At 54.9% G+C, this 22,270-nt stretch carries 18 protein-coding genes and 5 tRNA genes; 15 read left to right on the plus strand and 8 right to left on the minus strand.

What is annotated here, in order from left to right:
* Window positions 1-10: 10 nt before the first annotated feature.
* Entirely contained in the window at window positions 11-1,099 is a 1,089-nt protein-coding gene (gene prfA, locus P8S54_RS05310; RefSeq protein WP_281443533.1) for a peptide chain release factor 1, read from the minus strand.
* Entirely contained in the window at window positions 1,096-2,406 is a 1,311-nt protein-coding gene (hemA, locus tag P8S54_RS05315; protein ID WP_281443534.1) for a glutamyl-tRNA reductase, read from the minus strand. Before hemA ends, prfA begins: the two co-directional genes overlap by 4 nt.
* A 223-nt stretch (window positions 2,407-2,629) precedes the next feature.
* Between hemA and P8S54_RS05320 the strand changes: the two genes are divergently transcribed.
* The 9 genes from P8S54_RS05320 (at window position 2,630) to P8S54_RS05360 (ending at window position 9,994) form a co-directional block, all read left to right on the plus strand.
* The gene (locus tag P8S54_RS05320; RefSeq protein WP_281443535.1) at window positions 2,630-4,405 is read left to right on the plus strand and encodes a tetratricopeptide repeat protein; all 1,776 of its coding nucleotides are present in this window, start codon (window positions 2,630-2,632) and stop codon (window positions 4,403-4,405) included.
* 75 nt (window positions 4,406-4,480) lie between these two features.
* Window positions 4,481-5,143, plus strand: a complete 663-nt coding sequence (lolB, locus tag P8S54_RS05325) for a lipoprotein insertase outer membrane protein LolB (RefSeq protein ID WP_281443536.1) — start codon at window positions 4,481-4,483, stop codon at window positions 5,141-5,143.
* A gap of 24 nt (window positions 5,144-5,167) precedes the next feature.
* A complete protein-coding gene (ispE, locus tag P8S54_RS05330; protein WP_281443537.1) occupies window positions 5,168-6,028 on the plus strand; it encodes a 4-(cytidine 5'-diphospho)-2-C-methyl-D-erythritol kinase in 861 nt (286 codons plus the stop codon).
* A gap of 31 nt (window positions 6,029-6,059) precedes the next feature.
* Window positions 6,060-6,134 (plus strand) — tRNA-Gln (locus P8S54_RS05335).
* Between the two features lie 58 nt (window positions 6,135-6,192).
* Window positions 6,193-7,134 carry a ribose-phosphate pyrophosphokinase gene (locus P8S54_RS05340; RefSeq protein ID WP_009100696.1) on the plus strand — a complete coding sequence of 314 codons (942 nt, stop codon included), beginning with the start codon at window positions 6,193-6,195 and terminating at the stop codon, window positions 7,132-7,134.
* 97 nt (window positions 7,135-7,231) lie between these two features.
* Window positions 7,232-7,873 carry a 50S ribosomal protein L25/general stress protein Ctc gene (locus tag P8S54_RS05345; protein ID WP_281443538.1) on the plus strand — a complete coding sequence of 214 codons (642 nt, stop codon included), beginning with the start codon at window positions 7,232-7,234 and terminating at the stop codon, window positions 7,871-7,873.
* Window positions 7,874-8,083: 210 nt separating this feature from the next.
* A complete protein-coding gene (pth, locus tag P8S54_RS05350) occupies window positions 8,084-8,665 on the plus strand; it encodes an aminoacyl-tRNA hydrolase (RefSeq protein WP_281443539.1) in 582 nt (193 codons plus the stop codon).
* A 98-nt stretch (window positions 8,666-8,763) separates the two neighbouring features.
* A complete protein-coding gene (gene ychF, locus P8S54_RS05355; RefSeq protein ID WP_281443540.1) occupies window positions 8,764-9,855 on the plus strand; it encodes a redox-regulated ATPase YchF in 1,092 nt (363 codons plus the stop codon).
* 62 nt (window positions 9,856-9,917) lie between these two features.
* A tRNA-Met gene (locus tag P8S54_RS05360) sits at window positions 9,918-9,994 on the plus strand.
* A 96-nt stretch (window positions 9,995-10,090) separates the two neighbouring features.
* On the opposite strand, the gene P8S54_RS05365 is transcribed toward P8S54_RS05360, so the two are convergent.
* Window positions 10,091-11,395 carry a M18 family aminopeptidase gene (locus P8S54_RS05365; RefSeq protein WP_281443541.1) on the minus strand — a complete coding sequence of 435 codons (1,305 nt, stop codon included), beginning with the start codon at window positions 11,393-11,395 and terminating at the stop codon, window positions 10,091-10,093.
* 138 nt (window positions 11,396-11,533) lie between these two features.
* Here P8S54_RS05365 and P8S54_RS05370 point away from each other — a divergent pair, with 138 nt between their 5' ends.
* The gene (locus P8S54_RS05370; RefSeq protein ID WP_281443542.1) at window positions 11,534-13,618 is read left to right on the plus strand and encodes a carboxy terminal-processing peptidase; all 2,085 of its coding nucleotides are present in this window, start codon (window positions 11,534-11,536) and stop codon (window positions 13,616-13,618) included.
* A gap of 185 nt (window positions 13,619-13,803) precedes the next feature.
* Here P8S54_RS05370 and P8S54_RS05375 read toward each other — a convergent pair whose 3' ends face one another.
* The 4 genes from P8S54_RS05375 to P8S54_RS05390 form a co-directional block, all read right to left on the minus strand.
* Complete coding sequence (locus P8S54_RS05375) at window positions 13,804-14,166, minus strand: metalloregulator ArsR/SmtB family transcription factor (RefSeq protein ID WP_281443543.1); 363 nt, start codon at window positions 14,164-14,166, stop codon at window positions 13,804-13,806.
* A 182-nt stretch (window positions 14,167-14,348) separates the two neighbouring features.
* A tRNA-Asn gene (locus P8S54_RS05380) sits at window positions 14,349-14,424 on the minus strand.
* Window positions 14,425-14,463: 39 nt separating this feature from the next.
* Window positions 14,464-14,539: transfer RNA gene (locus P8S54_RS05385), tRNA-Asn, on the minus strand.
* A 67-nt stretch (window positions 14,540-14,606) separates the two neighbouring features.
* Window positions 14,607-14,682 (minus strand) — tRNA-Asn (locus tag P8S54_RS05390).
* Between the two features lie 185 nt (window positions 14,683-14,867).
* Here P8S54_RS05390 and miaB point away from each other — a divergent pair.
* The 5 genes from miaB to lnt all read left to right on the plus strand — a co-directional run bounded on the left by miaB (window position 14,868) and on the right by lnt (window position 20,282).
* Complete coding sequence (miaB, locus tag P8S54_RS05395; RefSeq protein WP_009096895.1) at window positions 14,868-16,211, plus strand: tRNA (N6-isopentenyl adenosine(37)-C2)-methylthiotransferase MiaB; 1,344 nt, start codon at window positions 14,868-14,870, stop codon at window positions 16,209-16,211.
* A gap of 85 nt (window positions 16,212-16,296) precedes the next feature.
* On the plus strand, window positions 16,297-17,373 hold the full coding sequence (locus tag P8S54_RS05400; protein WP_281443544.1) for a PhoH family protein: 1,077 nt from the start codon (window positions 16,297-16,299) through the stop codon (window positions 17,371-17,373).
* The gene (ybeY, locus tag P8S54_RS05405; protein ID WP_281443545.1) at window positions 17,373-17,843 is read left to right on the plus strand and encodes an rRNA maturation RNase YbeY; all 471 of its coding nucleotides are present in this window, start codon (window positions 17,373-17,375) and stop codon (window positions 17,841-17,843) included. Before P8S54_RS05400 ends, ybeY begins: the two co-directional genes overlap by 1 nt.
* A gap of 60 nt (window positions 17,844-17,903) precedes the next feature.
* Window positions 17,904-18,788: a transporter associated domain-containing protein gene (locus tag P8S54_RS05410; protein WP_281443546.1), complete on the plus strand. Its 885-nt coding sequence runs from the start codon at window positions 17,904-17,906 to the stop codon at window positions 18,786-18,788.
* Window positions 18,789-18,824: 36 nt separating this feature from the next.
* Window positions 18,825-20,282 (plus strand): apolipoprotein N-acyltransferase, encoded by a 1,458-nt coding sequence (lnt, locus tag P8S54_RS05415; protein WP_281443547.1) that lies wholly within the window; start codon window positions 18,825-18,827, stop codon window positions 20,280-20,282.
* Window positions 20,283-20,386: 104 nt separating this feature from the next.
* On the opposite strand, the gene phaC is transcribed toward lnt, so the two are convergent.
* Entirely contained in the window at window positions 20,387-22,237 is a 1,851-nt protein-coding gene (gene phaC, locus P8S54_RS05420) for a class I poly(R)-hydroxyalkanoic acid synthase (RefSeq protein ID WP_281443548.1), read from the minus strand.
* Window positions 22,238-22,270 lie beyond the last annotated feature (33 nt).

A 22,270-nucleotide genomic window follows, 5' to 3' on the forward strand; every position in this document is an offset into this window, starting at 1 on the left:
AACGCACCCATTAGGCTTCCTGAAGGGCGGAAAGCTGCTCTGCTTGATACTCGTGGATCAGCGGCTCAATGACTTCATCTAGCTGCTCACCGCTAACAACTTCCGTTAGCTTATAGAGCGTTAGATTGATGCGGTGGTCAGTAATGCGACCTTGGGGGAAGTTGTAGGTACGAATACGTTCGCTACGATCCCCGGACCCCACCAGCGAGCGGCGGGTGTCGGCTTGCTCTTGTCGCTGGGAATCCACCGCATTGCGCTTGAGCTTTGCCGCCAGTAACGACATCGCTTTGGCTCGGTTTTTATGCTGGCTTCGCTCTTCCTGGCACTCCACCACTACGCCGGAAGGCAAGTGGGTAATACGAATAGCAGAATCGGTGGTGTTAACGTGCTGACCACCCGCACCGCTTGAACGGTAGGTATCCACGCGCAAATCGGAAGGGTTAATGTCGATATCGCCCACGTCATCCACTTCCGGCATCACTGCCACGGTACAGGCCGAGGTATGAATGCGCCCCTGGGACTCGGTGGCCGGTACCCGCTGTACCCGGTGGGCACCTGATTCAAACTTCAAGCGGGCATAAACACCCTCACCTTTAACCCGGGAAATGACCTCTTTATAGCCGCCCTGCTCGCCGTGGCTGGCACTAATCACTTCAACGCGCCAGCCACGCTTCTCGGCATAGCGGGAATACATACGAAACAGGTCACCGGCAAAGATCGCTGCTTCATCGCCACCAGTGCCCGCGCGCACTTCTAGAAACACGCCACGGCCGTCGTCAGGGTCTTTAGGCACCAGCAAGCGCTTAAGCTCAACGTCCAGGTTTCCAAGCTGCTCGCGCCCGTCGCTGATCTCCATTTCTGCTAGTTCACGCATTTCTGGGTCGCTGTCGCGGCTGAGTTGTTCAGCCTCTTCAATACTGACCTCAACCTCACGATAACGCTGCCAGGTGGCAACCAGCTCCTCCAGCTCAGCGTATTCACGGGAGTAGTCACGGAAACGCTGCTGGTTGTTAATCACCTCAGGATCAGACAACAGCATTGCCAGCTCTTCAAAGCGTTCGGTAAAGCTATCTAAGCGTTGGCGCAAAGTCTCTTTCATGCGGGTGTATCATCCTTCTGGCGTTTTACCGGGCGTGCGGGCTGCTCAAACGCAGGTTTAGCGGGAAGCAGTAACTGCGGCATGGCGTTCAGCAATTCGTGGTTTTCCTGGGAGGCCGCTTCTCGCAGCGCAAGCGTCGGGTGGTGCATCAAACGGTTGGCTAATTGATGCGCCATTCGCTCAATCACTTTAGCGGGGTCTTCCCCACGCGCTAAACGCTCAAGCGCTTGCTCTCGAGAGTGGTCGCGTATCGCTTCACCGTGACGACGGTAGTCGCGAATCAACTCACCGCCTTTGCGAATACGGCGCTCGTGAAGCCAATTGCCGACACCATGCTCAATTAGCGATTCAGCCTGGTCAGCGGCCACTTGGCGATGGCGCCGGTTCTCTTGAATAACCTCTTCCAGGTCATCAACGGTGTAGAGGAAAACATCGGCAAGCTCGCCTACCTGCGGCTCAATGTCTCTGGGCACCGCAATATCCACCATGAACACAGGACGGTGGCGGCGTTTTTTCAGCGCCCGCTCCACCATGCCTTTGCCTAGGATTGGCAGCGGAGAGGCCGTCGAAGAGATGACGATATCGGCATACTCTAGCGCATCAGGAATCTCAGACAGCGTAATGGCAGTGCCCCCAAGCGGTGACGACACCTGTTCCGCCCGCTCACGAGTACGGTTTGCCACCGTGAGCTGACGCACACCGGCTTCATGGAGGTGGCGCGCTACCAGCTCGATGGTCTCCCCTGCACCAATCAGCAGCGCACGAGCTCGGCTAAAGTCATCAAAAATACGGCTGGCCATACTCACCGCGGCATAGGCGACCGAGACGGGGTTTTTACCAATACCGGTTTCTGTACGCACCTGTTTAGCTACCGCGAAGGTATGCTGAAACAGACGCTCCAACTCGCCGCCTAAGCCTTTGGCCTGGCGCGCTTGTTGGTAGGCATCTTTTAATTGCCCAAGAATTTGCGGCTCGCCCAGCACCATAGAGTCCAGGCCAACGGCGACGCGCATCAAATGGCGTGCCGCATCGTTGTCTAGATAATGGTAGGCGCAACGGGAGAGGTCTTCGACGCGCAAATTATGGAAGCGTCCAAGCCAATCCAGCACAACCTGCTCACCGGCAGCATCCGTCACGCAGTAAAGCTCGGTACGGTTACAGGTCGAGAGCACGGCTGCTTCGTTGATTTGTGGCAGGCTACGCAGTTCAGCCAACGCACTTTCCAGCTGCGTCGGCGTAAAGGCCACCTGCTCACGCACGGCCACACTGGCAGTACGATGATTTATTCCCAGGGCAAGAAGCGTCATGCGATATGCGTCTTCGCTAGTGGATCGGTCGTCACGTCACTCGTCTATGTGTCTGGCTTGCTAAAGCAAGTCTATCGGGCGCCGCCGTTAAGAAATTGCGCTGACGCTACTCTTTTTCAAGGTGAGATATCCTACCACAGCAGAGCATGATCTGGCCCACACCACTTTGCCGCAGGCAGCCAAGCCGCTATGCTGAGCACTCGGCCACTTGATCGAGAGACGCATGCCCCTTCGCGCACCACTATCGGGTTTATCCCTACTGCCATTGGCCACCACGCTATTCTTAATGAGCGGCTGCCAATCTTCAGCCTCTTTTACCGAGGGCGGCTTACCTACCCATACAAGCGACCCCATGCAGTCGGCGCCGCCGATTACCCGCGGCCTTGATGCGGACGGGCTTCGTACTTTGCTGACAGCTGAGTTTGCTGGCCAGCGGGGTGATTACCGCTCCGCTAGCCAAGGCTATTTAGAAGCGGCTCAACGCTATAGCGTACCGGCACTTGCTGAACGCGCCACCTTTGCTGCCCGGTTTGGCAACGATATCGCGTTAATTGAGGCATCTGCCCTGCGCTGGCGTGAGCTAGCCCCAAACGCAGAAGCCCCTAATCGCCTGCTCGCGGCGCTCTCTTTACAGCGCGGCGATTGGTACGACAGCCTAGAACAGCGCCTGGCGATTACCCAGGCAGGTGGCAATGGCGAAATAGCCGCCTTTGCTGAAATAGCGGTAGCCGAAGAAGCTCCTCTAAATCTGCTTATTCAGCCACTGCGGGCGCACCTTGCCCAACCCAACGCTGACCAGCTTGAGTTTCATAGCGACGTATTGCTCGGCACCGCTCTTATGGAAGCTGCCCTTGGCGATACACATCAAGCACAGCAGCGCCTTGACCAAGTTGCCCAGCGAGAACCCGCCTCTGCCCAGCTATGGCTTGCCAAGGCACGCCTTGCCTTGGAAACCGGCAATCACCAAACAGCGCAGCGAGCGGCCCAAGCGGGGCTTGAACTCGCACCTGATGATGTCCGCTTTGTGCTAATGCTGGCTCAGGCGGAAATTCGCCTAAACAACATTGCCGCTGCCGAAGTACAAACTAATACGCTGCTGGAAAACCACGGCGGCAATCAGGATCTGCGCATTGCGCTGGCTCAGCTGTATCTGGAAGAGGGCCACAGCGAACCTGCTTACCGGCTACTCCAGCCGCTAATTGGCCAAGACACCGTTCCCAACATTGCCTACTACCTGCTCGGCGCCATTGCCCAATCCCAGGGTGAGGTTGATGATGCCCTGCTTTACTACCGCCAGGTACACGATGGCGATGAGTTTCTTCCCGCCCGTGCGACCGCGGCGCGTATGTTGATTGAAGACGACCGTTTGCTAGACGCACGCGCCCTACTGCGCATTGAAAGGATGCGTCACGATGACTATTTCGGCGACCTAGTCATGCTTGAAGTACAGCTATTAGACGAGCTAGGTTTGCAAGAAGATGCCACCACATTGCTAAACCGGGAACTCACCCGCACCCCCGACGACACCACACTGCTCTATTTACGGGCAATGCGCTTTTGGGAGCTGGGCGACGTTGACGCTATGGAACAGGATTTGCGCCAGATTTTGCGCACTGAGCCCAATGACGCAATGGCGCTTAATGCGCTGGGCTACACCCTCGCGGATCTCAACGTACCAGGACGCCTGGAAGAAGCTCGCGAACTCATAGAGCGCGCCTACGAAGTTGACCCGGAAAACCCTGCAATACTCGATAGCATGGGCTGGGTCTACTTTCGGCTTGGCCAACCTGAAGATGCGCTTGCCTGGCTAGAAAGCGCCTATGCTCAAATGCCCGATCAAGAGATCGCCGCACACCTCGCCGAAGTTCTGCATGCGCTCGGGCGCAGCGATGAGGCGCGCCGTATCATTAGGCAAATACGCCAGCGCACTACTCAGCACCCACAAATCGATGAGCTACTGGAGCGTCATCCTGAACTAACGCCAACAGATACGCCCTAACGCTTGTCTTTAATTGCAGTGACTCACCGCACCTATTAACTGCCCCTATACGCAGTACTGACATGGAGTTTGTTTATGTTGACCACACGCCCCGCCGCTTCACGCTTACCCACACCCTATCTTGTTAAGGCAAAACGTAGCGCTCGCCTGTGGGTAACCAGCATTGCCCTGCTGGCACTTGCTGGCTGTGCCAGCCAGGCACCGGTTGACGAGAGCGGCCGTCAAGCAGGTCAGTGGGAACGTCAGCAGGCCGACGTTGAAGCCTTCGACACTTGGACAATGGTAGGCAAAGCGGGACTAAGAACCCCCGACGAAAGCACCAGCGCTAATTTAGACTGGAACCAGCACCCCCACTATTTCCGCATGCTGATTAGCGGGCCATTTGGCGGCGGCCGAAGCGTACTGGAAGGTCGCGAAGGACGTTTTTCGCTTACCACCAGCGACGGCCGCTTTGAGGCAGAGACACCCGAAGCCTTAATGGAAGAGCAGTTAGGCTGGTCGCTGCCGGTAAGCGCCATGCCCGACTGGGTACGTGGCCTACCCGGCGACCACGCCAGCTACCAAATGGAAACCGATGAGCTTGGCTACCCCAACTTCCTCCAGCAAGATGGCTGGGAAATTGATTACCGCGACTGGGAGCAAGTAGAAGGCATGTGGCTACCCCGCCGATTGGTCATGAACTATGGGGATGTGCGCATTACCTTGGTGGTCAACCAGTGGCGCCCTACAAATAGTTAATTGATGAATTGATTGAGACCTTGAATGCCTGCCTCAACCTCTTTAACGCTTCCCGCACCAGGGAAGCTTAACCGGATGCTGCACATTGTGGGCCGTCGACAAGACGGCTACCACGAGCTGCAAACCATTTTTCAGTTTATTGATCTGTGCGACCAGCTACACTTCACCCCGCGTCAAGACAGTAAGATTGAAATGGCTAACCATGTGATGGGCGTTGCCCACGATGACAACCTAATCGTCCGCGCGGCACGGCTGCTTCAAAAGGCATGCGGCACCCACTACGGTGCCACCATAACCATTGATAAGCGCCTGCCCATGGGCGGCGGCTTAGGCGGCGGCAGCTCAAATGCGGCAACCGTACTCCTGGGACTTAACCATGTATGGCAGCTTGGCCTCACCAACACTGAGCTAGCCACGCTCGGGCTTACCCTGGGTGCCGATGTTCCGGTATTTATTCATGGCCACAGCGCGTGGGCAGAAGGTGTGGGTGAAAAACTAACCACCGTCACCCTGGACACTCCCTGGTTTGTGGTCATCCACCCCCATGTCAGCGTCGCTACCGGTGCGGTCTTCCAAGACCCAGAATTGACACGCGACAGCCACCCCATTACTATGGCGCGCGCATTGCAGGGGGGAGCGCCGGAGTGGCGTAACGACTGTGAAGCCATCGTAAAAAAACGCTACCCGCCCATTGCGGAAGCGCTTGATTGGCTCACGCAGTATGCACCTAGCCAGCTGACCGGTACCGGCGCCTGTTTGTTTGCGGCCTTTGATTCACAGCAAGCCGCACAAGCTGTCGTCGCTGAACTGACCGGCCAACACTGGCACGCATGGGTAGCACGCGGGCTCAACACCTCTCCCCTACAAGATGCTCTGGGCTGCTGAAAGCGCCCGGTCATCGCATTAGGTTTATTGCTGGGGTATCGCCAAGTGGTAAGGCACCGGTTTTTGGTATCGGCATTCCCAGGTTCGAATCCTGGTACCCCAGCCAACCTGATTATGATCTGCGTTTTCTCCCCTGATCCCCAACACTGCAAAGGTGGCTGCGCGTGTCAAAATTGATGGTTTTCACCGGGAATGCCAATCCCGAACTCGCTCAAAAGATTGCCGAGAGCTTGGACAGCCGTATGGGCAATGCCACGGTTGGTCAATTTAGCGACGGCGAAATCGCGGTCGAGATCAATGAGAACGTGCGCGGTAAGGATGTATTCATCCTTCAATCCACCTGTGCACCTACGAATGACAACCTGATGGAACTGATTCTGATGGTCGATGCCCTGCGTCGCGCCTCAGCCGCTCGTATTACCGCGGTAGTTCCCTACTTTGGCTATGCTCGCCAGGATCGTCGTGTACGCTCCGCCCGCGTTCCCATCTCAGCAAAAGTCGTTGCTGATATGATGGTGAAGGGGGGCGTTGACCGCGTTATGACCATGGACCTGCATGCTGACCAAATCCAAGGTTTCTTCGATGTGCCGGTTGATAACGTCTACGGCTCGCCTATTTTGCTTGACGACATCGAGCGCCAAAACTACAGCGATCTCGTTGTTGTTTCCCCCGATGTTGGCGGCGTTGTGCGTGCCCGCGCCATTGCCAAACAGCTAAACGCTGACTTGGCCATTATTGATAAGCGTCGTCCACAGGCTAACCAAGCCCAGGTCATGCATATCATCGGTGAAATCGAAGGCCGCACCTGCGTGGTCGTTGATGACATGATCGATACCGCTGGCACGCTGTGCAAAGCGGGTGAAGCGTTAAAAGACCATGGCGCCGCGCGCGTTGTGGCCTATGCGACGCACCCGATTTTGTCTGGCCCTGCGGTCGACAACATCACGAACTCTGTACTGGACGAAGTCGTCGTGACCGACACTATTCCACTCTCTGACTACGCACGTCGGAGTGGAAAAATTCGTCAGTTGAGCGTTGCTGGCCTGATTGCGGAAGCGATTCGCCGGGTGAGCAACGAAGAATCTGTCAGCGCGATGTTCCATTAATCGCCTGACAACATAGCCCCCACCTTGGGGGCCCTGGAAGCGTCATCGCCTGGTCGCGGTCGGCGGCGCTTCCTTACTTAAACTAAGAGGCAATTCCATGTCTGATTTTATCCTGAAAGCCAGCGTTCGTAACGACCTGGGGAAAGGTGCGAGCCGCCGCCTGCGTCGTGCGAACCAACTCGTACCGGCCGTTGTATACGGCGGCGAGAAAGGCGCTCAATCAATCTCTGTAGAAAAAACTGCTTTCTACAAAGCCATTGAAGATGAGTCCTTCTTCTCCTCAGTAATCAAGCTGGTTATTGATGGTACCGAAGAGCAAGTGGTTGTACGTGACCTTCAGCGTCACCCCTTCAAGCCACTTCTGACCCACGCTGACTTCATGCGTGTTGATGCTACCCACGCCATCACCATCAACGTGCCACTGCACGTAGTGAATGAAGAGAAGTGTGTAGGCATCAAAGACCAAGGCGGCGAACTGCACGTCCTGGCTAACGAAGTTGCTATCAGCTGCTTGCCGAAAGACCTTCCGGACTTCCTGGAAGTTGACATCAGCAAAGTTGAACTCGGTACTACTCTGCACTTGTCTGACCTGACCCTGCCGGCCGGTGTGACGTCTGTCGACCTGTCCCACGGCGAAGAACACGACAACGCCATCCTCAACATCACCAAAGTGAAAGTACGCGGCGGCGATGACGAAGAAAGCGAAGGCGAAGGCGAAGAAGAGTCCAGCGCTGAGTAAGCTCTGGTTAATTAACGCTGCTTTGCTGGGTGCCACTTAGCGACCCACCAAGCAGCGTTGAGCTTGGGCTGCCCTTATGGCCCAAGGATGTTAAAATCAAGCGCTTAGGCGCTTGATTTTTTTTGCGGCCTGCCAGCCGTGGCAGCTGCTTTTAAAGCTGCCGCTGACACGATGTCAAAATTTCTCCCAGACGTTTTTGGAGGTGGGAAAATGAGCCAGGTAACGGCCATTATCGGGCTGGGCAACCCCGGCGCAGAGTATGACGCCACGCGCCACAACGCTGGTTTTTGGCTAGTAGACGCCATTGCACGCAGCGCCCATACGGAGCTTCGCCCTGAGAAAAAATTCTTAGGCCTCTATGCCAAAGCACGTATTGGCGACCAAGACGTGCACCTACTCAACCCCTCCACTTTTATGAATCGTAGCGGTGCTGCTGTCGCGGCCCTCACTCAGTTTTTTAAACTGACCCCTGAGAACCTGCTGGTCGCTCACGACGAATTAGACCTGCCGCCAGGGCAAGCACGTTACAAAACCGGCGGCGGGCACGGCGGGCACAACGGCCTGCGAGACATCATTAGCGCACTCGGCAATCAAAATACATTTCACCGGGTTCGCGTGGGTATCGGCCACCCCGGCGAAGCGCGCCAAGTCACTAACTATGTGCTTGGGCGCCCAGGCAAAGCAGACCAGGAAGCCATTGAGCACGCCCTGGATGAGTGCCAAGCCACCCTACCTTTTGTGTTAAAAGGCGAATGGGCCAAAGCCATGAACCGCCTACATAGCGTAAAATAAGGGCAAACGCTTAACAGTACGCGCTTTTAGCACTCTCTTTTTTCAATTACGGCACGCGCCTCGTTAATGGCGCTGCCCTAGCGGCCAGGAAGTTATTTATGGGCTTTAACTGCGGCATCGTCGGCCTACCTAATGTAGGTAAATCCACGCTTTTCAATGCGCTGACAAAATCCGGCATTGATGCGGAAAATTTCCCGTTCTGCACCATCGAACCCAACGTGGGTATCGTGCCGATGCCTGATCCACGCCTGGACAAACTGGCGGCGATCGTTAAACCACAGAAAATCCTGCCAACCACCATGGAGTTTGTGGATATTGCTGGCTTAGTGGCCGGCGCCTCCAAAGGTGAAGGCTTAGGCAACAAGTTCCTGGCTAACATCCGCGAAACTCAGGCGATCGCCCACGTGGTGCGCTGCTTTGATAACGATAACGTTATCCACGTCGCCAACCAGGTAGACCCTCGGGCAGATATCGAAACCATTAATATTGAGCTAGCGCTTGCCGACTTAGATACCGTCGAAAAAGCCAGCCAGCGCCTGCTTCGCTCAGTTAAGGGCGGCGATAAAGACGCCACCGCCACCAAAGTAATACTCGATAAAATCCAGCCTCACCTCGCCGAAGGGCAGCCGTTGCGTAGCTTTGAGCTAACCGACGATGAAAAGCACCAGGTTAAGAGCTTTGGTTTCTTGACGCTTAAACCCACCATGTACATTGCTAACGTCAATGAAGATGGCTTTGAAGACAATCCTTACCTGGACATCGTCAAAGAAATCGCCGCCGAAGAAGGCGCCGTAGTGGTGCCGGTGTGTAACCAGCTTGAGGCAGAAATTGCCGAGCTTGAGGACGAAGAGCGCAGCATGTTTTTGGCCGAAATGGGCATGGAAGAGCCGGGGTTGGATCGCGTAATTCGTGCCGGCTACGCTCTGCTTGGCCTGCAAACTTACTTTACTGCCGGAGTAAAAGAAGTTCGCGCCTGGACAGTGAAGCAAGGTGCCAGTGCACCAGAAGCAGCAGGCGTGATTCACACCGACTTCCAGAAAGGCTTTATTCGAGCCGAAGTGATCGCCTATGACGACTACGTTACTCTTGGTGGCGAGCAAGGCGCCAAAGATGCCGGCAAATGGCGCCTGGAAGGCAAAGAGTACATCGTTAAAGATGGCGACGTTATCCACTTCCGCTTTAATGTCTAGAAGTAACCACAGAAGTTCTTGACGGGCGGCAATACAGTGAGTATCATTCGCCCCCGTTGAATGGCTACGTAGCTCAGCTGGTTAGAGCACATCACTCATAATGATGGGGTCCCCTGTTCAAATCAGGGCGTAGCCACCAACCTCTCGCAAATAAAGACTGCGAGCATACAGACACAGAAAAGCCCGCTGACATGTCAGCGGGCTTTTTCGTTGGAGCTAGGCTCAGCTCAGCGCATCAGCGCAACTCAGGACGGTCTAAAAACGCCGTTAACGCTCGGGTTAGATACTCAACGTCTTTCGTACCCGCTGTTTCACGAATCGAGTGCATCGCCCATTGGGGTAGCCCCACATCAATGGTCGGCACCCCCACTTCTGTCGCGGTAATTGGCCCAATAGTGCTACCACACCCCATATCTGCCCGGGTCACAAACGACTGCACCGGCACCTCTGCTTTACGGCACATGTCGCGGAACAGTGCGCCTGTGACACTATTCGTTGCATAACGCTGGCTGCTATTTACTTTGATAACCGGGCCACCGTTGATTGCCGGGCCGTGTCGCTCGTCGTGCTTATCCTGGAAGTTAGGGTGCAGCGCATGGGCGTTGTCGCACGAAATCATCAAGGACGCTTGAATCAGCTGTATCAGCGACTCCTCTGAACCGCCCCCCACTTGGGCATTTAAGCGCTTTAATACATCCCCTAAAAATGGCCCCTGGGCGCCACAGGCGCTCGCACTGCCCACTTCTTCATGATCATTTGCGACCAGCAACGCACCTTGGCTTGCATCACAATCAAGCAGCGCCTCTAGCCCGACAAAGCACGACAATAGATTATCCAAGCGAGCACTAGCCACCAGCTCCTGGCGCAACCCTATCAACGACGGGGGCTGAACATCGTAAAAACTCAGTTCAAAATCCACCACTTCAACCGCACGCAAGCCATGCTGCTGCTCCAGCCACTCCCCCAGCAGGTCGCTGAGATTAGCCGTGTCGCTCTGCATCAACACCGGCGACATTTGCGTTTGTGGGTTAATCGCGCGACCTGCATTCACATCGCGATCTAAATGTATCGCCAAGCTAGGGATCATCGCGATAGGACGGTCGACATTTAACAGCACGCTCTCCAGCCGCCCATCTGCGTGACGCACATGAACGCGCCCCGCCAAGCCCAAATCTCTGTCAAACCAAGGGGTTAACAGCACGCCGCCATACACTTGCACCCCCAACTGTAGCCAGCCAGCGGCATACTGAGTGGCATTTGGTTTTAAGTGCAGCCCGGGGCTGTCGGTATGAGCACCCAGCATACGCAGGCTGGTTAACTTGCCTGCAGGCAGTTGAAAAGCGATAACCGAGGAGTCGTTACGCGTCACGTAGTAGCGTTTTCCCGGTGCAAGCTGCCAATTCGCTGCTTCATCCAAGCGCTGAAAGCCCGCCTGCTCCAAACGCTGCGCCATACTACGCGTCGCGTGCCATGGCGTAGGCGACTGGTGCAGAAAATCACATAGTCGCGTTAAACGTTCTGCGTTGAAAGCTTCGGACATGGAAATCCTCATAACAGTAATGATTGAGTCTCACAGGCTAAATGACCTGCTACAATGCTCCCTCGGCCTACGCAACTCATAGGCTATCTGCGGGTCTAGGGAAGAATGAGTTTACACAAATCCGGGAGAGCTTGACTGATGAGCTTGTTTGCAACGCTTTCACGCTCGGTCGCATTTGCCGTCATGCTGGTCATCACCAGCCCGGCAGCGCTGGCGCAACTCGCGCCGACCGACGAACAACGCCAAGCGGCAGTAGAAATTGCGGACTCGCTCCGCTACGGCCACTATGCTGATATTACCTTCGACGAGCAGTGGTCTCAGGAAGCTTTCCAGCGCTATCTAGATATTTTAGATGGCCAGCGTTCATATCTTCTAAGCCGCGATATTGAACCCTTCCGTCACCTGGAAACCAGCATGGTGGAGGTACTTTTCGACGGTAATCTAGACGACGCATTTGAACTTTACAACCGCCTGAGTGATCGCCATGTAGCGCGCCTTGAGTGGCTTTTAGCGCGCCTTGATGCTGGCCTCTCTTTCGAGTTCGACAGCGACGAGCGCCTGGAAGTAGACCGCGAAGATGCGCCCTGGGCTAACCGCGAGAGTGAACTGGATGAGCTGTGGCGCAAACGGCTTAAAAACGATGCGCTCACCCTGGCCTTGACCGACCAAGACGATGAGCAAATTGAAGCCAACCTGCGCCAGCGTTACGAAGGGCAGCTTACACGACTGCGCCAAACAGAGGCTGAAGACGTATTCGGCTTATTGATGGCTTCTGTTGCAAGCACCATCGATCCTCACACAGGCTACCTCTCGCCCCGCCAAGGAGAGTCGTTCGATATTCAAATGAGCCTTTCCCTTGAAGGCATTGGCGCACTGCTGCAAGCCGACGGCGAATACGTCAAAGTATCTAGCCTGGTTCCTGGCGGCCCTGCTGATCGCGCCGGCGTACTAGAGCCTGCCGACCGCATTATTGCAGTGGGCCAGGAAGAGGGCGAGATGGTCAATGTGGTGGGCATGCGCCTGGATAACGTCGTAGACCTGATTCGCGGCCCCAAAGGCTCAGTTGTGCGCCTTGATGTTGTGCCCGCCCAAGCAGTTGATATGACTCGTTCGCAAATTGTCGAAATTACCCGTGACACGGTAAGCCTGGAAGATCAGGCCGCCAAGAGCGAAATTGTCGAAGTCAATCGAGATGGCAAACCTCACCGTATTGGTATTATCAATATCCCCACTTTCTATGTGGATTTTGATGCCTGGCAGGCTGGTGAAGAGGAGTACCGCAGCACCACGCGAGATGTTGCCCGCGAAGTTGAGAAACTCAAGCAGGAAGGCGTAGAAGGCATTGTACTCGACCTGCGTAACAACGGCGGTGGCGCCCTCCAGGAAGCTAACTCACTCATTGGCCTGTTTATCGACCGCGGTCCCACGGTGCAAGTACGCGACGCCCAGGGGCGCATTCAGCTCTATGGCGACACCGAAGCAGGCACACTATACGACGGCCCGCTAACCGTTCTGGTCAATCGCCTTTCCGCCTCTGCCTCTGAAATTTTTGCCGGTGCTATTCAAGACTATGGCCGTGGCATCGTGGTAGGCACCCCTACGTTTGGTAAAGGCACTGTACAAACCTTAAACGACTTAAGCCACGGCCAGATCAAGCTGACCCGCGCTAAGTTTTACCGCATTTCTGGCGACAGCACGCAAAACCGCGGCGTCATTCCGGACATCACCTTCCCCAGCTTGATCGACCCCGAGCGCATTGGTGAAAGCAGCTTGGATAACGCTCTGGCCTGGGACACGGTACAAAATGTCCAGTATCGCCGCTACGGCTCTCCTGAGGATGTCCTCGCCACGCTGCTTTCCCAGCATGAAGTACGGGCCGAAGAAAACCCCAACTTCCGCTACCTTGAGCGCCAATCTACGCTTTCCCGTCAGCTACGCGAGCAGCATACCAGCGTGAGCCTGAACCGCGAACAGCGCCAGCGCGAGCTGGAAGCCCGGGAGGCCGAGCAACTCTCTCTTGAGAACCAACGCCGCCGCGCCCTGGGCTTACCTGAACTGGAAGAGTGGATGGACGCACGGGGTGATGGTACTGAGTCAGGCAGCCCAGACGAGGACGATAACAACGACGATATGCCCGTTGATCGCGCCCACGCCCTAGAAGCTGCCGAGATTTTACTCGACTACGCTCACCTGAAAGCTATCCAACGGATGGCCAAGCGCTAAACGCATCCTGCCTACATGCTAGGCAGGCGCACTACCCAACGAAAACGCCAGCCCGCTTATTCAATCGCAGGCTGGCGTTTTTGTGTGTGTGCTTATTTTTTATGTGCGCTTACAACCCACGCTGGCTTACGCCACACGAGTGTTTACAAGGAAAGTGTCGACCGAAAGTTTTCTAAAACGCTTAACTAGCAGAGGGCTGCTCGACGCGCAGGCCGGTCACCCATCTTAGCAAGCCGCTGGCTAAGCTCACTGACCCGCAAGGCACTACCATCACTACCGGCCTGGATAATGGCTTGCGCCCACTCAGGCAGCTGTGACGCCAAGCGGTAGTACACCCACTGCCCTTCTCGCTGGTCGCTAAGCAAGCCACATTGACGCAGCTGAGCCAAATGACGCGACACCTTTGGCTGTGACTCGTCCAGCGCATAGGTCATCTCACAGACGCACAACGACTGCTCTTTGGCGATCAGCAATACCAGCATTAGCCGTGTCTCATCGCTTAAACACTTAAACACCTGCAACGCTTCCAGGCTCGCTACTTTGCCCACAACACTCTTCCTAACCAGTGAATAATGCACATAGTTTACGCTACTAAAATAGCCAACGGTAAGGCACAAAAAATCACCCAAGATGCTAATCGCAACGGGTGTTATGGCTTATCAGTAATAACGGTGTAAAAAACGGGCAGTCTTAAAGCAGAAGGGTATAAAAAAGAGTGTAAGATGCTTATTGGCTCCCCGAGCAGGACTCGAACCTGCGACCCAATGATTAACAGTCATTTGCTCTACCAACTGAGCTATCGGGGAATGTTTACCGTAAACAGTAATTGTAGCAGAACAGCAATTTGGCTCCTCGAGCAGGACTCGAACCTGCGACCCAATGATTAACAGTCATTTGCTCTACCAACTGAGCTATCGAGGAACATTACATATTGCTGATGTGTTAAGAGCGAGGCCACTGAAGCTACAAACGACTTACTTCAGAATGTTGGCTCCTCGAGCAGGACTCGAACCTGCGACCCAATGATTAACAGTCATTTGCTCTACCAACTGAGCTATCGAGGAACTGCTCAAACACGGTGCGTAGTATACTGATTGAAACGCTTAGGTCAAGTATCGTTTCCTGGTGAACGCTAGCCCCTGGTTTCTTGTGCCCGTATAATGCCCTTCATTCTACGGCAGCCAATTAGCTGCTCATGAGTTTTCATTCATCCCTCGTCCCCCCGACGACCCATAGACGACAGGTACCGATGGCGAAGAAGCTTTTTATCAAAACGCACGGCTGCCAAATGAACGAGTACGACTCCTCCCGTATGGCGGATATGCTCGGCGAATCTCATCAGCTGGAATTGACCGATAACGAGAAAGAAGCAGACGTGATTCTGCTGAACACCTGCTCGATTCGCGAAAAGGCTCAAGATAAGGTCTACCACCAACTGGGTCGCTGGAAAAAGCTTAAAGACGCCAACCCAGACCTAGTGATTGGCGTAGGCGGCTGCGTGGCTAGCCAAGAAGGTGAAGCGCTGCGTAAGCGGGCCCCCTTTGTGGACATGATATTCGGCCCACAAACGCTACACCGCGTGCCCAAGATGCTGGACGCCCGCAACAATAACCAAATTGCTGCGGTGGACGTTACCTTCCCTGAAATCGAAAAATTTGATCACCTGCCTCAGCCAACATCCGACGGCGCGACGGCATTTGTTTCAATCATGGAAGGCTGCTCGAAATACTGCACCTTCTGTGTAGTGCCCTACACCCGCGGTGAAGAGGTCTCCCGTCCCTTCGAGGCCGTGATGGACGAGGTGATTCACTTAGCCGACCAAGGCGTGCGGGAGGTCAACCTGTTGGGCCAAAACGTTAACGCCTACCGCGGCGATAACGAGGATGGCGATGAGATTGACCTTGCCGAGCTGATCGCCTGTGTCGCCGCCGTCGATGGCATCGACCGTATCCGCTTTACAACTTCGCACCCAGTGGAGTTCACCGACAGCTTGGTCGACGCCTTTGCCGATATTCCAGAGCTGGTCAGCCACCTGCACCTTCCCGTGCAGTCTGGCTCTGACCGCATCTTGAGTGCTATGAAGCGGGGCCACACCGCCGAAGAGTACATTGAGAAAATGGAGCGCATCCGCGCTAATCGCCCGGATATTAGTTTCTCCTCTGACTTTATCATTGGCTTCCCTGGCGAGACCGAAGAGGATTTCGAAGCAACAATGGATCTGATTCATCGCATTGGCTTTGACCACTCCTTCAGCTTTGTTTACTCAGCGCGCCCAGGTACGCCCGCTTCTGGCCTGCCGGATGAAACGCCAGAAAGCGTTAAAAAGCAGCGACTCGCCATTTTGCAGGAACGAATTCTGCAGCAGACTGCTCAGATCAGCCGCCGCATGGTCGGCACTACTCAGCGTGTACTGGTCTCCGGCTTTTCACCAAGAGACCCTGGCCAACTCTCGGGCCGTACCGAAAATAACCGCGTGGTTAACTTTCGCGCGGCCAACCCTACGGAGCTTATTGGCTACTTTGTGGACGTGGAAATCACCGAAGCACTGCCCAATTCACTGCGTGGTGAGCTTGCTTCTGACGAGCGTTATTAATTATTCGCTATCCTAGGTAATTGCCCCGGCACCGCCGGGGCAGTAAGCTGAAGCTCACACACATCAACTAACGGGTTTCTTACTCTTGAGCCAGCCATCACCTCAGGCCAATCGCATTATCACCCTAAGCCTTGAACCCAATGACCCGCAGCGGCTTGCCAGCCTATGCGGCCAACAGGACGAGCACCTAAAACTGATTGAGAGCCGCCTGGACGTGACACTGCGCAACCGGGGCAATATTTTTCAGTTGGCCGGTGCTGCGAACCGTATTAAAGCGGCTGCTAACGTGCTGGAACATCTCTACCGTGAAACGGCGGCTAGCGAACTTGAAGCCGACACGGTGCACTTATTTCTCCAAGAGTCTGGCCTGGAAGCGCTAGAAGAAGAAGTGGATGGCGATGGCGGTGGTGATGACGTGGTGATGCGAACGCCGCGCACCATGATCAAGCCCCGTGGGTTGAACCAGCAGCGCTACGTGCAAAGCATCCGTGAGCACGATATCAACTTTGGCATTGGGCCTGCCGGTACCGGTAAAACCTACCTAGCCGTAGCCGCTGCCGTGGAAGCACTCAACCAGCAGGAAGTTCGCCGTATTTTACTGGTGCGCCCTGCGGTAGAAGCGGGAGAAAAGCTAGGCTTTTTGCCGGGAGATCTCGCCCAGAAGATCGACCCTTACCTGCGCCCGCTTTACGATGCGCTGTACGAGATGATCGGTTTCGAACAGGTCGCCAAGCTGATTGAGCGCCAGGTGATTGAAATCGCCCCGCTGGCTTATATGCGCGGACGCACGCTGAATAACTCTTACATCATCTTGGATGAGAGCCAAAACACCACGCCGGAACAGATGAAAATGTTCCTCACGCGGATTGGCTTTGGCTCGACAGCGGTGATTACTGGTGACATCACCCAGGTAGACCTGCCACGCGGGCAGCGCTCTGGGCTGTCTCAGGTGCTGGACGTGCTTAAAGAAACGCCGGGAATCGGCGTGACCCACTTTGCGGCCAAAGATGTTGTGCGCCATCCGCTGGTTCAGCGCATCATCGAGGCCTACGATGAGTTTGAATCTCAGCAGGAAGTGGAAGAGCGCGCCCGCCGTGAGACTCGCCAACAGGAGCGCGAAGCCCGCCTACACGCGCTTGAACGCTCAGGAAACGCACCGTAATGAGCGATATTGTGATTGATCGCCAGGTAGCTATTAATGAACCGCAGCTACCCACTCTTGAACAGCTCACCCTTTGGGTGGGCTGTGTGTTTTCACGCCATCCGGATGACGAGCGCTTAGAGCTGACCATTCGCTTGGTCGGCAACGCTGAAAGCCAAGCGCTGAACCGCGACTATCGGGGTAAGGATAAGCCCACCAATGTGCTCTCCTTCCCTTTTGAGAACCCACCAGGCATGACACTACCGCTGCTGGGCGATCTAATTATTTGTCACGATATCGTCGCCCAGGAGGCAAGCGAGCAGCAAAAGTCGCTGACGCATCATTACGCCCACATGGTCATCCACGGCACCCTGCATTTAATGGGCTACGATCATATTGACGAGCAAGAGGCAGAGGAGATGGAGCAGATCGAGCGTGAGCTTCTCGCCTCGCTGGATATTCCTGACCCTTACCTGAGTAACTGTCTGTGACTGCCCACACGTCACTTGTTACACCTAACGTATCTGCCCGTAACTGAGAGATGAGACGCAATGAGCGAAGACCGATCGAGCAACCCCAATCAAAAATCCTGGCTCGAGAAACTCTTTGGCGCCCTTTCCGGTGACAATGACGAACCCAGCTCACGGGATGAGCTGATGACGTTTTTACGCCACACTGCAGGAAAGCTGAAGCTTGACCAAGACGCCATCATGATTATTGAAGGTGCACTTGAGATTAGCGACCAGCAGGTGCGGGAAATATTAATCCCACGCTCCCAGGTGTCGGCCATTACGCTTGATCAAACCAGCGATGGCTACCTGCCCCTCATTAAGGAAACCGGCCACTCTCGCTATCCGGTGATCGGTGAAAACCTTGATGATGTTAAAGGTATTCTACTGGTTAAAGATCTGCTTCCCCTGCTCTCGCAGACCCAAGAGAGCCGTGATGCTTTTAAGCTTGAAGATGTGCTACGTCCGGCCATGTTTATTCCGGAGTCCAAGCGCTTAAACAGCCTGCTTAAGGAGTTCCGCGACACCCACAACCACATGGCGATAGTGGTGGACGAGTACGGCGGCACTGCGGGCATTATCACCATTGAGGACATTCTGGAGCAGATTGTCGGGGATATCGAAGATGAACACGATACCGACGAAGAGGACGATATCCGCACGCTGGATAACGGCCACTTCGCGATTCGCGCTTTAACCCCCATTGAAGACTTCAACGAACGGTTCGGCACCGAGTTTTCCGATGACGAGTTTGACACCGTTGGCGGCTTGGTGATGCAGCAGTTTGGTCACTTGCCGGGGCGTGGCGAGCATACCTGTTTCGGCGGCTGGCGCTTTGTCATCCTGAATGCTGACAACCGGCGAATCCGCTTACTTGAAGCGTATCCCGATCAAAACACCGACAGTGACGACGCGGGCGACGACTAACCGTCTATTCAGATTACTTTTCGATAGGATATCACCATGGGGTTGACGCCCACGTTTGCGCTTCAGCTGCTGGCCGCCCTGGTGGCGGGCGGCTTTACCACGCTCACCGCCTCACCGTTTGAACTATGGTGGCTAGGGCCCGTTGCGATTGCCCTTTTATACACTGGCCTGCACACCTTAACCCCGGCCCAAGCGGCGCTAAAAGGCTGGCTATATGGCGTAGCGCTGTTTGCCAGCGGCACTTCTTGGGTGTATGTCTCTATTCATGACTATGGCTATACCGGCATGCCCTTGGCGGTGTTTCTTACCGCGCTATTTGTGGCCGTTTTAGCCCTGTTTTTTGCCGGTACCTTCTGGCTCTATCGACGTTTTTTTGGCCCCCGCTGGGCATTGTTAACCTTCGCGGGCGCCTGGGTGTTAGGGGAAGTACTGCGCACCTACCTCTTTACCGGCTTTCCTTGGCTGCTGGTTGGTTCAAGCTATGTCGATTCTCCCCTTGCCAGCTGGGCACCCATCGGCGGCGTTTACCTGCTTTCGCTATTCGTCGTGCTCACGGGGACCTTAGGGGCAGAGCTATTGCGTCGCCAGTGGTGGGCGCTAGCGCCCATCGCCGTTATTTGGCTAGCGCCGTTGGCGCTCCCCACGCTCTGGACCACACCGGTTGATGAGCCTACTCGCGTTGCGCTGCTGCAAGGCAACCTGCCACAGCTTTTAAAGTGGACGCCAGAAGGCCAGCGGGTGGCCGCCAATACCTATAGCAATCTAACCCGTGAGGTCGCCGATAACGCAGACCTCATCCTGTGGCCCGAAACCGCGCTACCCATGATGGAGCATCAGGCCCAGCCTGTACTTGAGCGGGTGCAGGCCAATTTGCCCCCCGGCGCCGCATTAATGACAGGCATTGTTCAGTTAGATGAACAGAATCGTTACTTCAACAGCGTCATCGGGGTAGGCAATGTAGAAGGCAGTTATCAAAAAGAGCACCTAGTGCCGTTTGGTGAGTATCTTCCGTTAGAAAGTGTATTGCGCGGCGCTATTAACTTTTTTGACCTCCCGATGTCGAGCTTTACTAAGGGCGCCTCTGAACAAGCTCCTATGCAGGCTGCGGGCGTAAGCATAGGCAACGCTATTTGCTATGAAATTATCTATCCGCAGCTTGTTGCACGGCGTGCAGCTGATAGCGAGGTGATTGTCACAGTGTCTAACGATACGTGGTTTGGCGCCTCCATCGGGCCTCACCAGCACCTGCAAATGGCCCGCCTGCGCGCGCTGGAAAACGGCCGCTATGTAGTGCGCGCCACCAGCAATGGTATTACCGCGATTATTGATCCAAGAGGTGAGCTGGTGGATCGAGCGCCACAGTTTGAAACCACCTACTTAACCGGCGAGTTCTACGCCATGGAGGGGCTAACGCCGTTCACTCGCATGGGTAGTTGGCCCACGTGGTTATTAGCTGGATTGCTACTGTTACCTGGGCTGCCCCGCCGTCGTTAGCTCTAGTCGCCTAGCAAGCACCCAAAAGCCCCTGCCACCCAAAGGGTGGCAGGGGCTTTTTTAGGGCTATTAACTCAGCTCATTGTGTAAAAATAACGAGAGAATCAAGCGTTAGGCGTTTCGCCCAACACCTCGGGAATCGTCATTTTTACGTAGCGGCCTGGCGCAGGTTCAATCACCTTTAGCTCGCCCTCTCCGGGCTGGCGAACGGGCACCATCTTTTTCGGGTCAGCGTCCGCATAGCCGTTCTTAGTGACCCACGCCTGCCAGTGTGGCCACCAAGAGCCTTCATTAAACGTCGCCCCCTCTTGCCATGCCTCATGGGTTTCTGGCAACGCATCGTTGGTCCAGTAGCCGTACTTATTTTTATGGGGCGGGTTCACAATGCCTGCGATATGGCCAGAGCCGCCCAAGACAAACGTTACCGGCCCTTTGGGCAACAGCGCACCGTAATAGGTACTATTCCATTTGGCGATATGATCTTCTTTAGTCGACACGAAGTAGCACGGCGCCGATACTTTACGCAGGTCAATCTTCACATCGTCTAACTCAATACCACCTGGCTCTACCAAGCGGTTTTCCAGGTACATATGGCGCAGGTACCACGCGTGTGTACCCGCTGGCAGGTTGGTACCATCGGTATTCCAATACAGTAAATCAAACGCTGCAGGAATTTCACCTTTCAGATAATTATTGATATAGAACGACCAGAACAGATCATTCTCGCGCAATAAATTAAAGGTATAGGCCATCGAGCGGCCATCTAAATACCCCTTCATTTCTAGCGTATTCTCAATCCCTTCCACCACGCGCTCGTTAAGGAATACGCCTATATCACCGGGGTCGCGGAAATCTTGCAGCGTTGCCATATAGGTAACGGACTTCACTTTGCGCGCGCGCCGCGTACTCGTTAGGTAGGCCACAGTCGAGGCGGTTAAAGTCCCACCCACACAGTAGCTCAACAGATTGACCGACTTCTCGCCACAGGCCTGCTCAATGGCTTCCATCGCGCTGATGGGGCCCATTTGCATGTAATCAGCCCAGGTGATGTCGCGCTGCTCTGGGCCAGGGTTACGCCAGGAAATCAGGAAGACGGTATGCCCCTGATCTACCATCCATTTGACTAACGAGTTATCTTCCCGCAGATCCAATATGTAATATTTATTGATCCACGGTGGCACGATTAACAGCGGTGTCTTAAAGGTTTTTTCCGTCGTAGGCGTGTATTGAATTAACTGAATCAGTTCATTCTCATACACGACAGCACCGGGCGTGACAGCAATATTGTCGCCTACGCCAAAGGCGCTGCGATCGGTCATGCGTACGTTAATGCCTTCCGCAGAGTTGGCTAAATCTTCACGTAGGCGGGTAAGACCGTCGACAAGATTTTGTCCCCGGGTTTCCAGCGTACAGCGCATCACTTCAGGGTTGGTAGAAACAAAGTTGGTGGGCGCCATGGCGTTGACCAGCTGACGCGCATAAAAAGTCAGATTACGCTTATGGATAGGGTCTAGCGTATCCAGCCCATCAATCAGCTCTTCTACCATCTGCGAAAACAGCAGGTACTGCTGCATAATCGATAAGTAGTAGGGTTCTTGTGTCCAGGCTTCATCTTTAAAGCGACGATCGCCTTTTGCCGGCGTTACCAATGGCGTCACCTGCTCGCCAGCCATCGCGCGAATACCCTGTTGCCAGAGCAACCACTGGTCTTGTACTAACCGTGACTGCGTTTGCCACAGCAAGTTAGGGTCGCTCATTAGCGACTTCGCGGCGGCTTCAAAGCTCTCGCGCATGTCACTATGAACGGAGTCTGCGGCTTCACTGGGTGCCATTCGCGTTAGTAAGTCTTCAAAGAGACCTCGGTACTGTTCGCCGATCTCACTAATCTGCGCCTTCCATGTCTCCATCTCTTCTTGAGACATTGCTTTAGACGGCAATTTCCACCCTGACTGCATACTCGCTCTCCCCTACCCTGCATGTGGCGTAGC

The organism is Halomonas sp. M1 (assembly GCF_029581375.1).
In the GTDB taxonomy this organism is placed as follows: domain Bacteria; phylum Pseudomonadota; class Gammaproteobacteria; order Pseudomonadales; family Halomonadaceae; genus Vreelandella.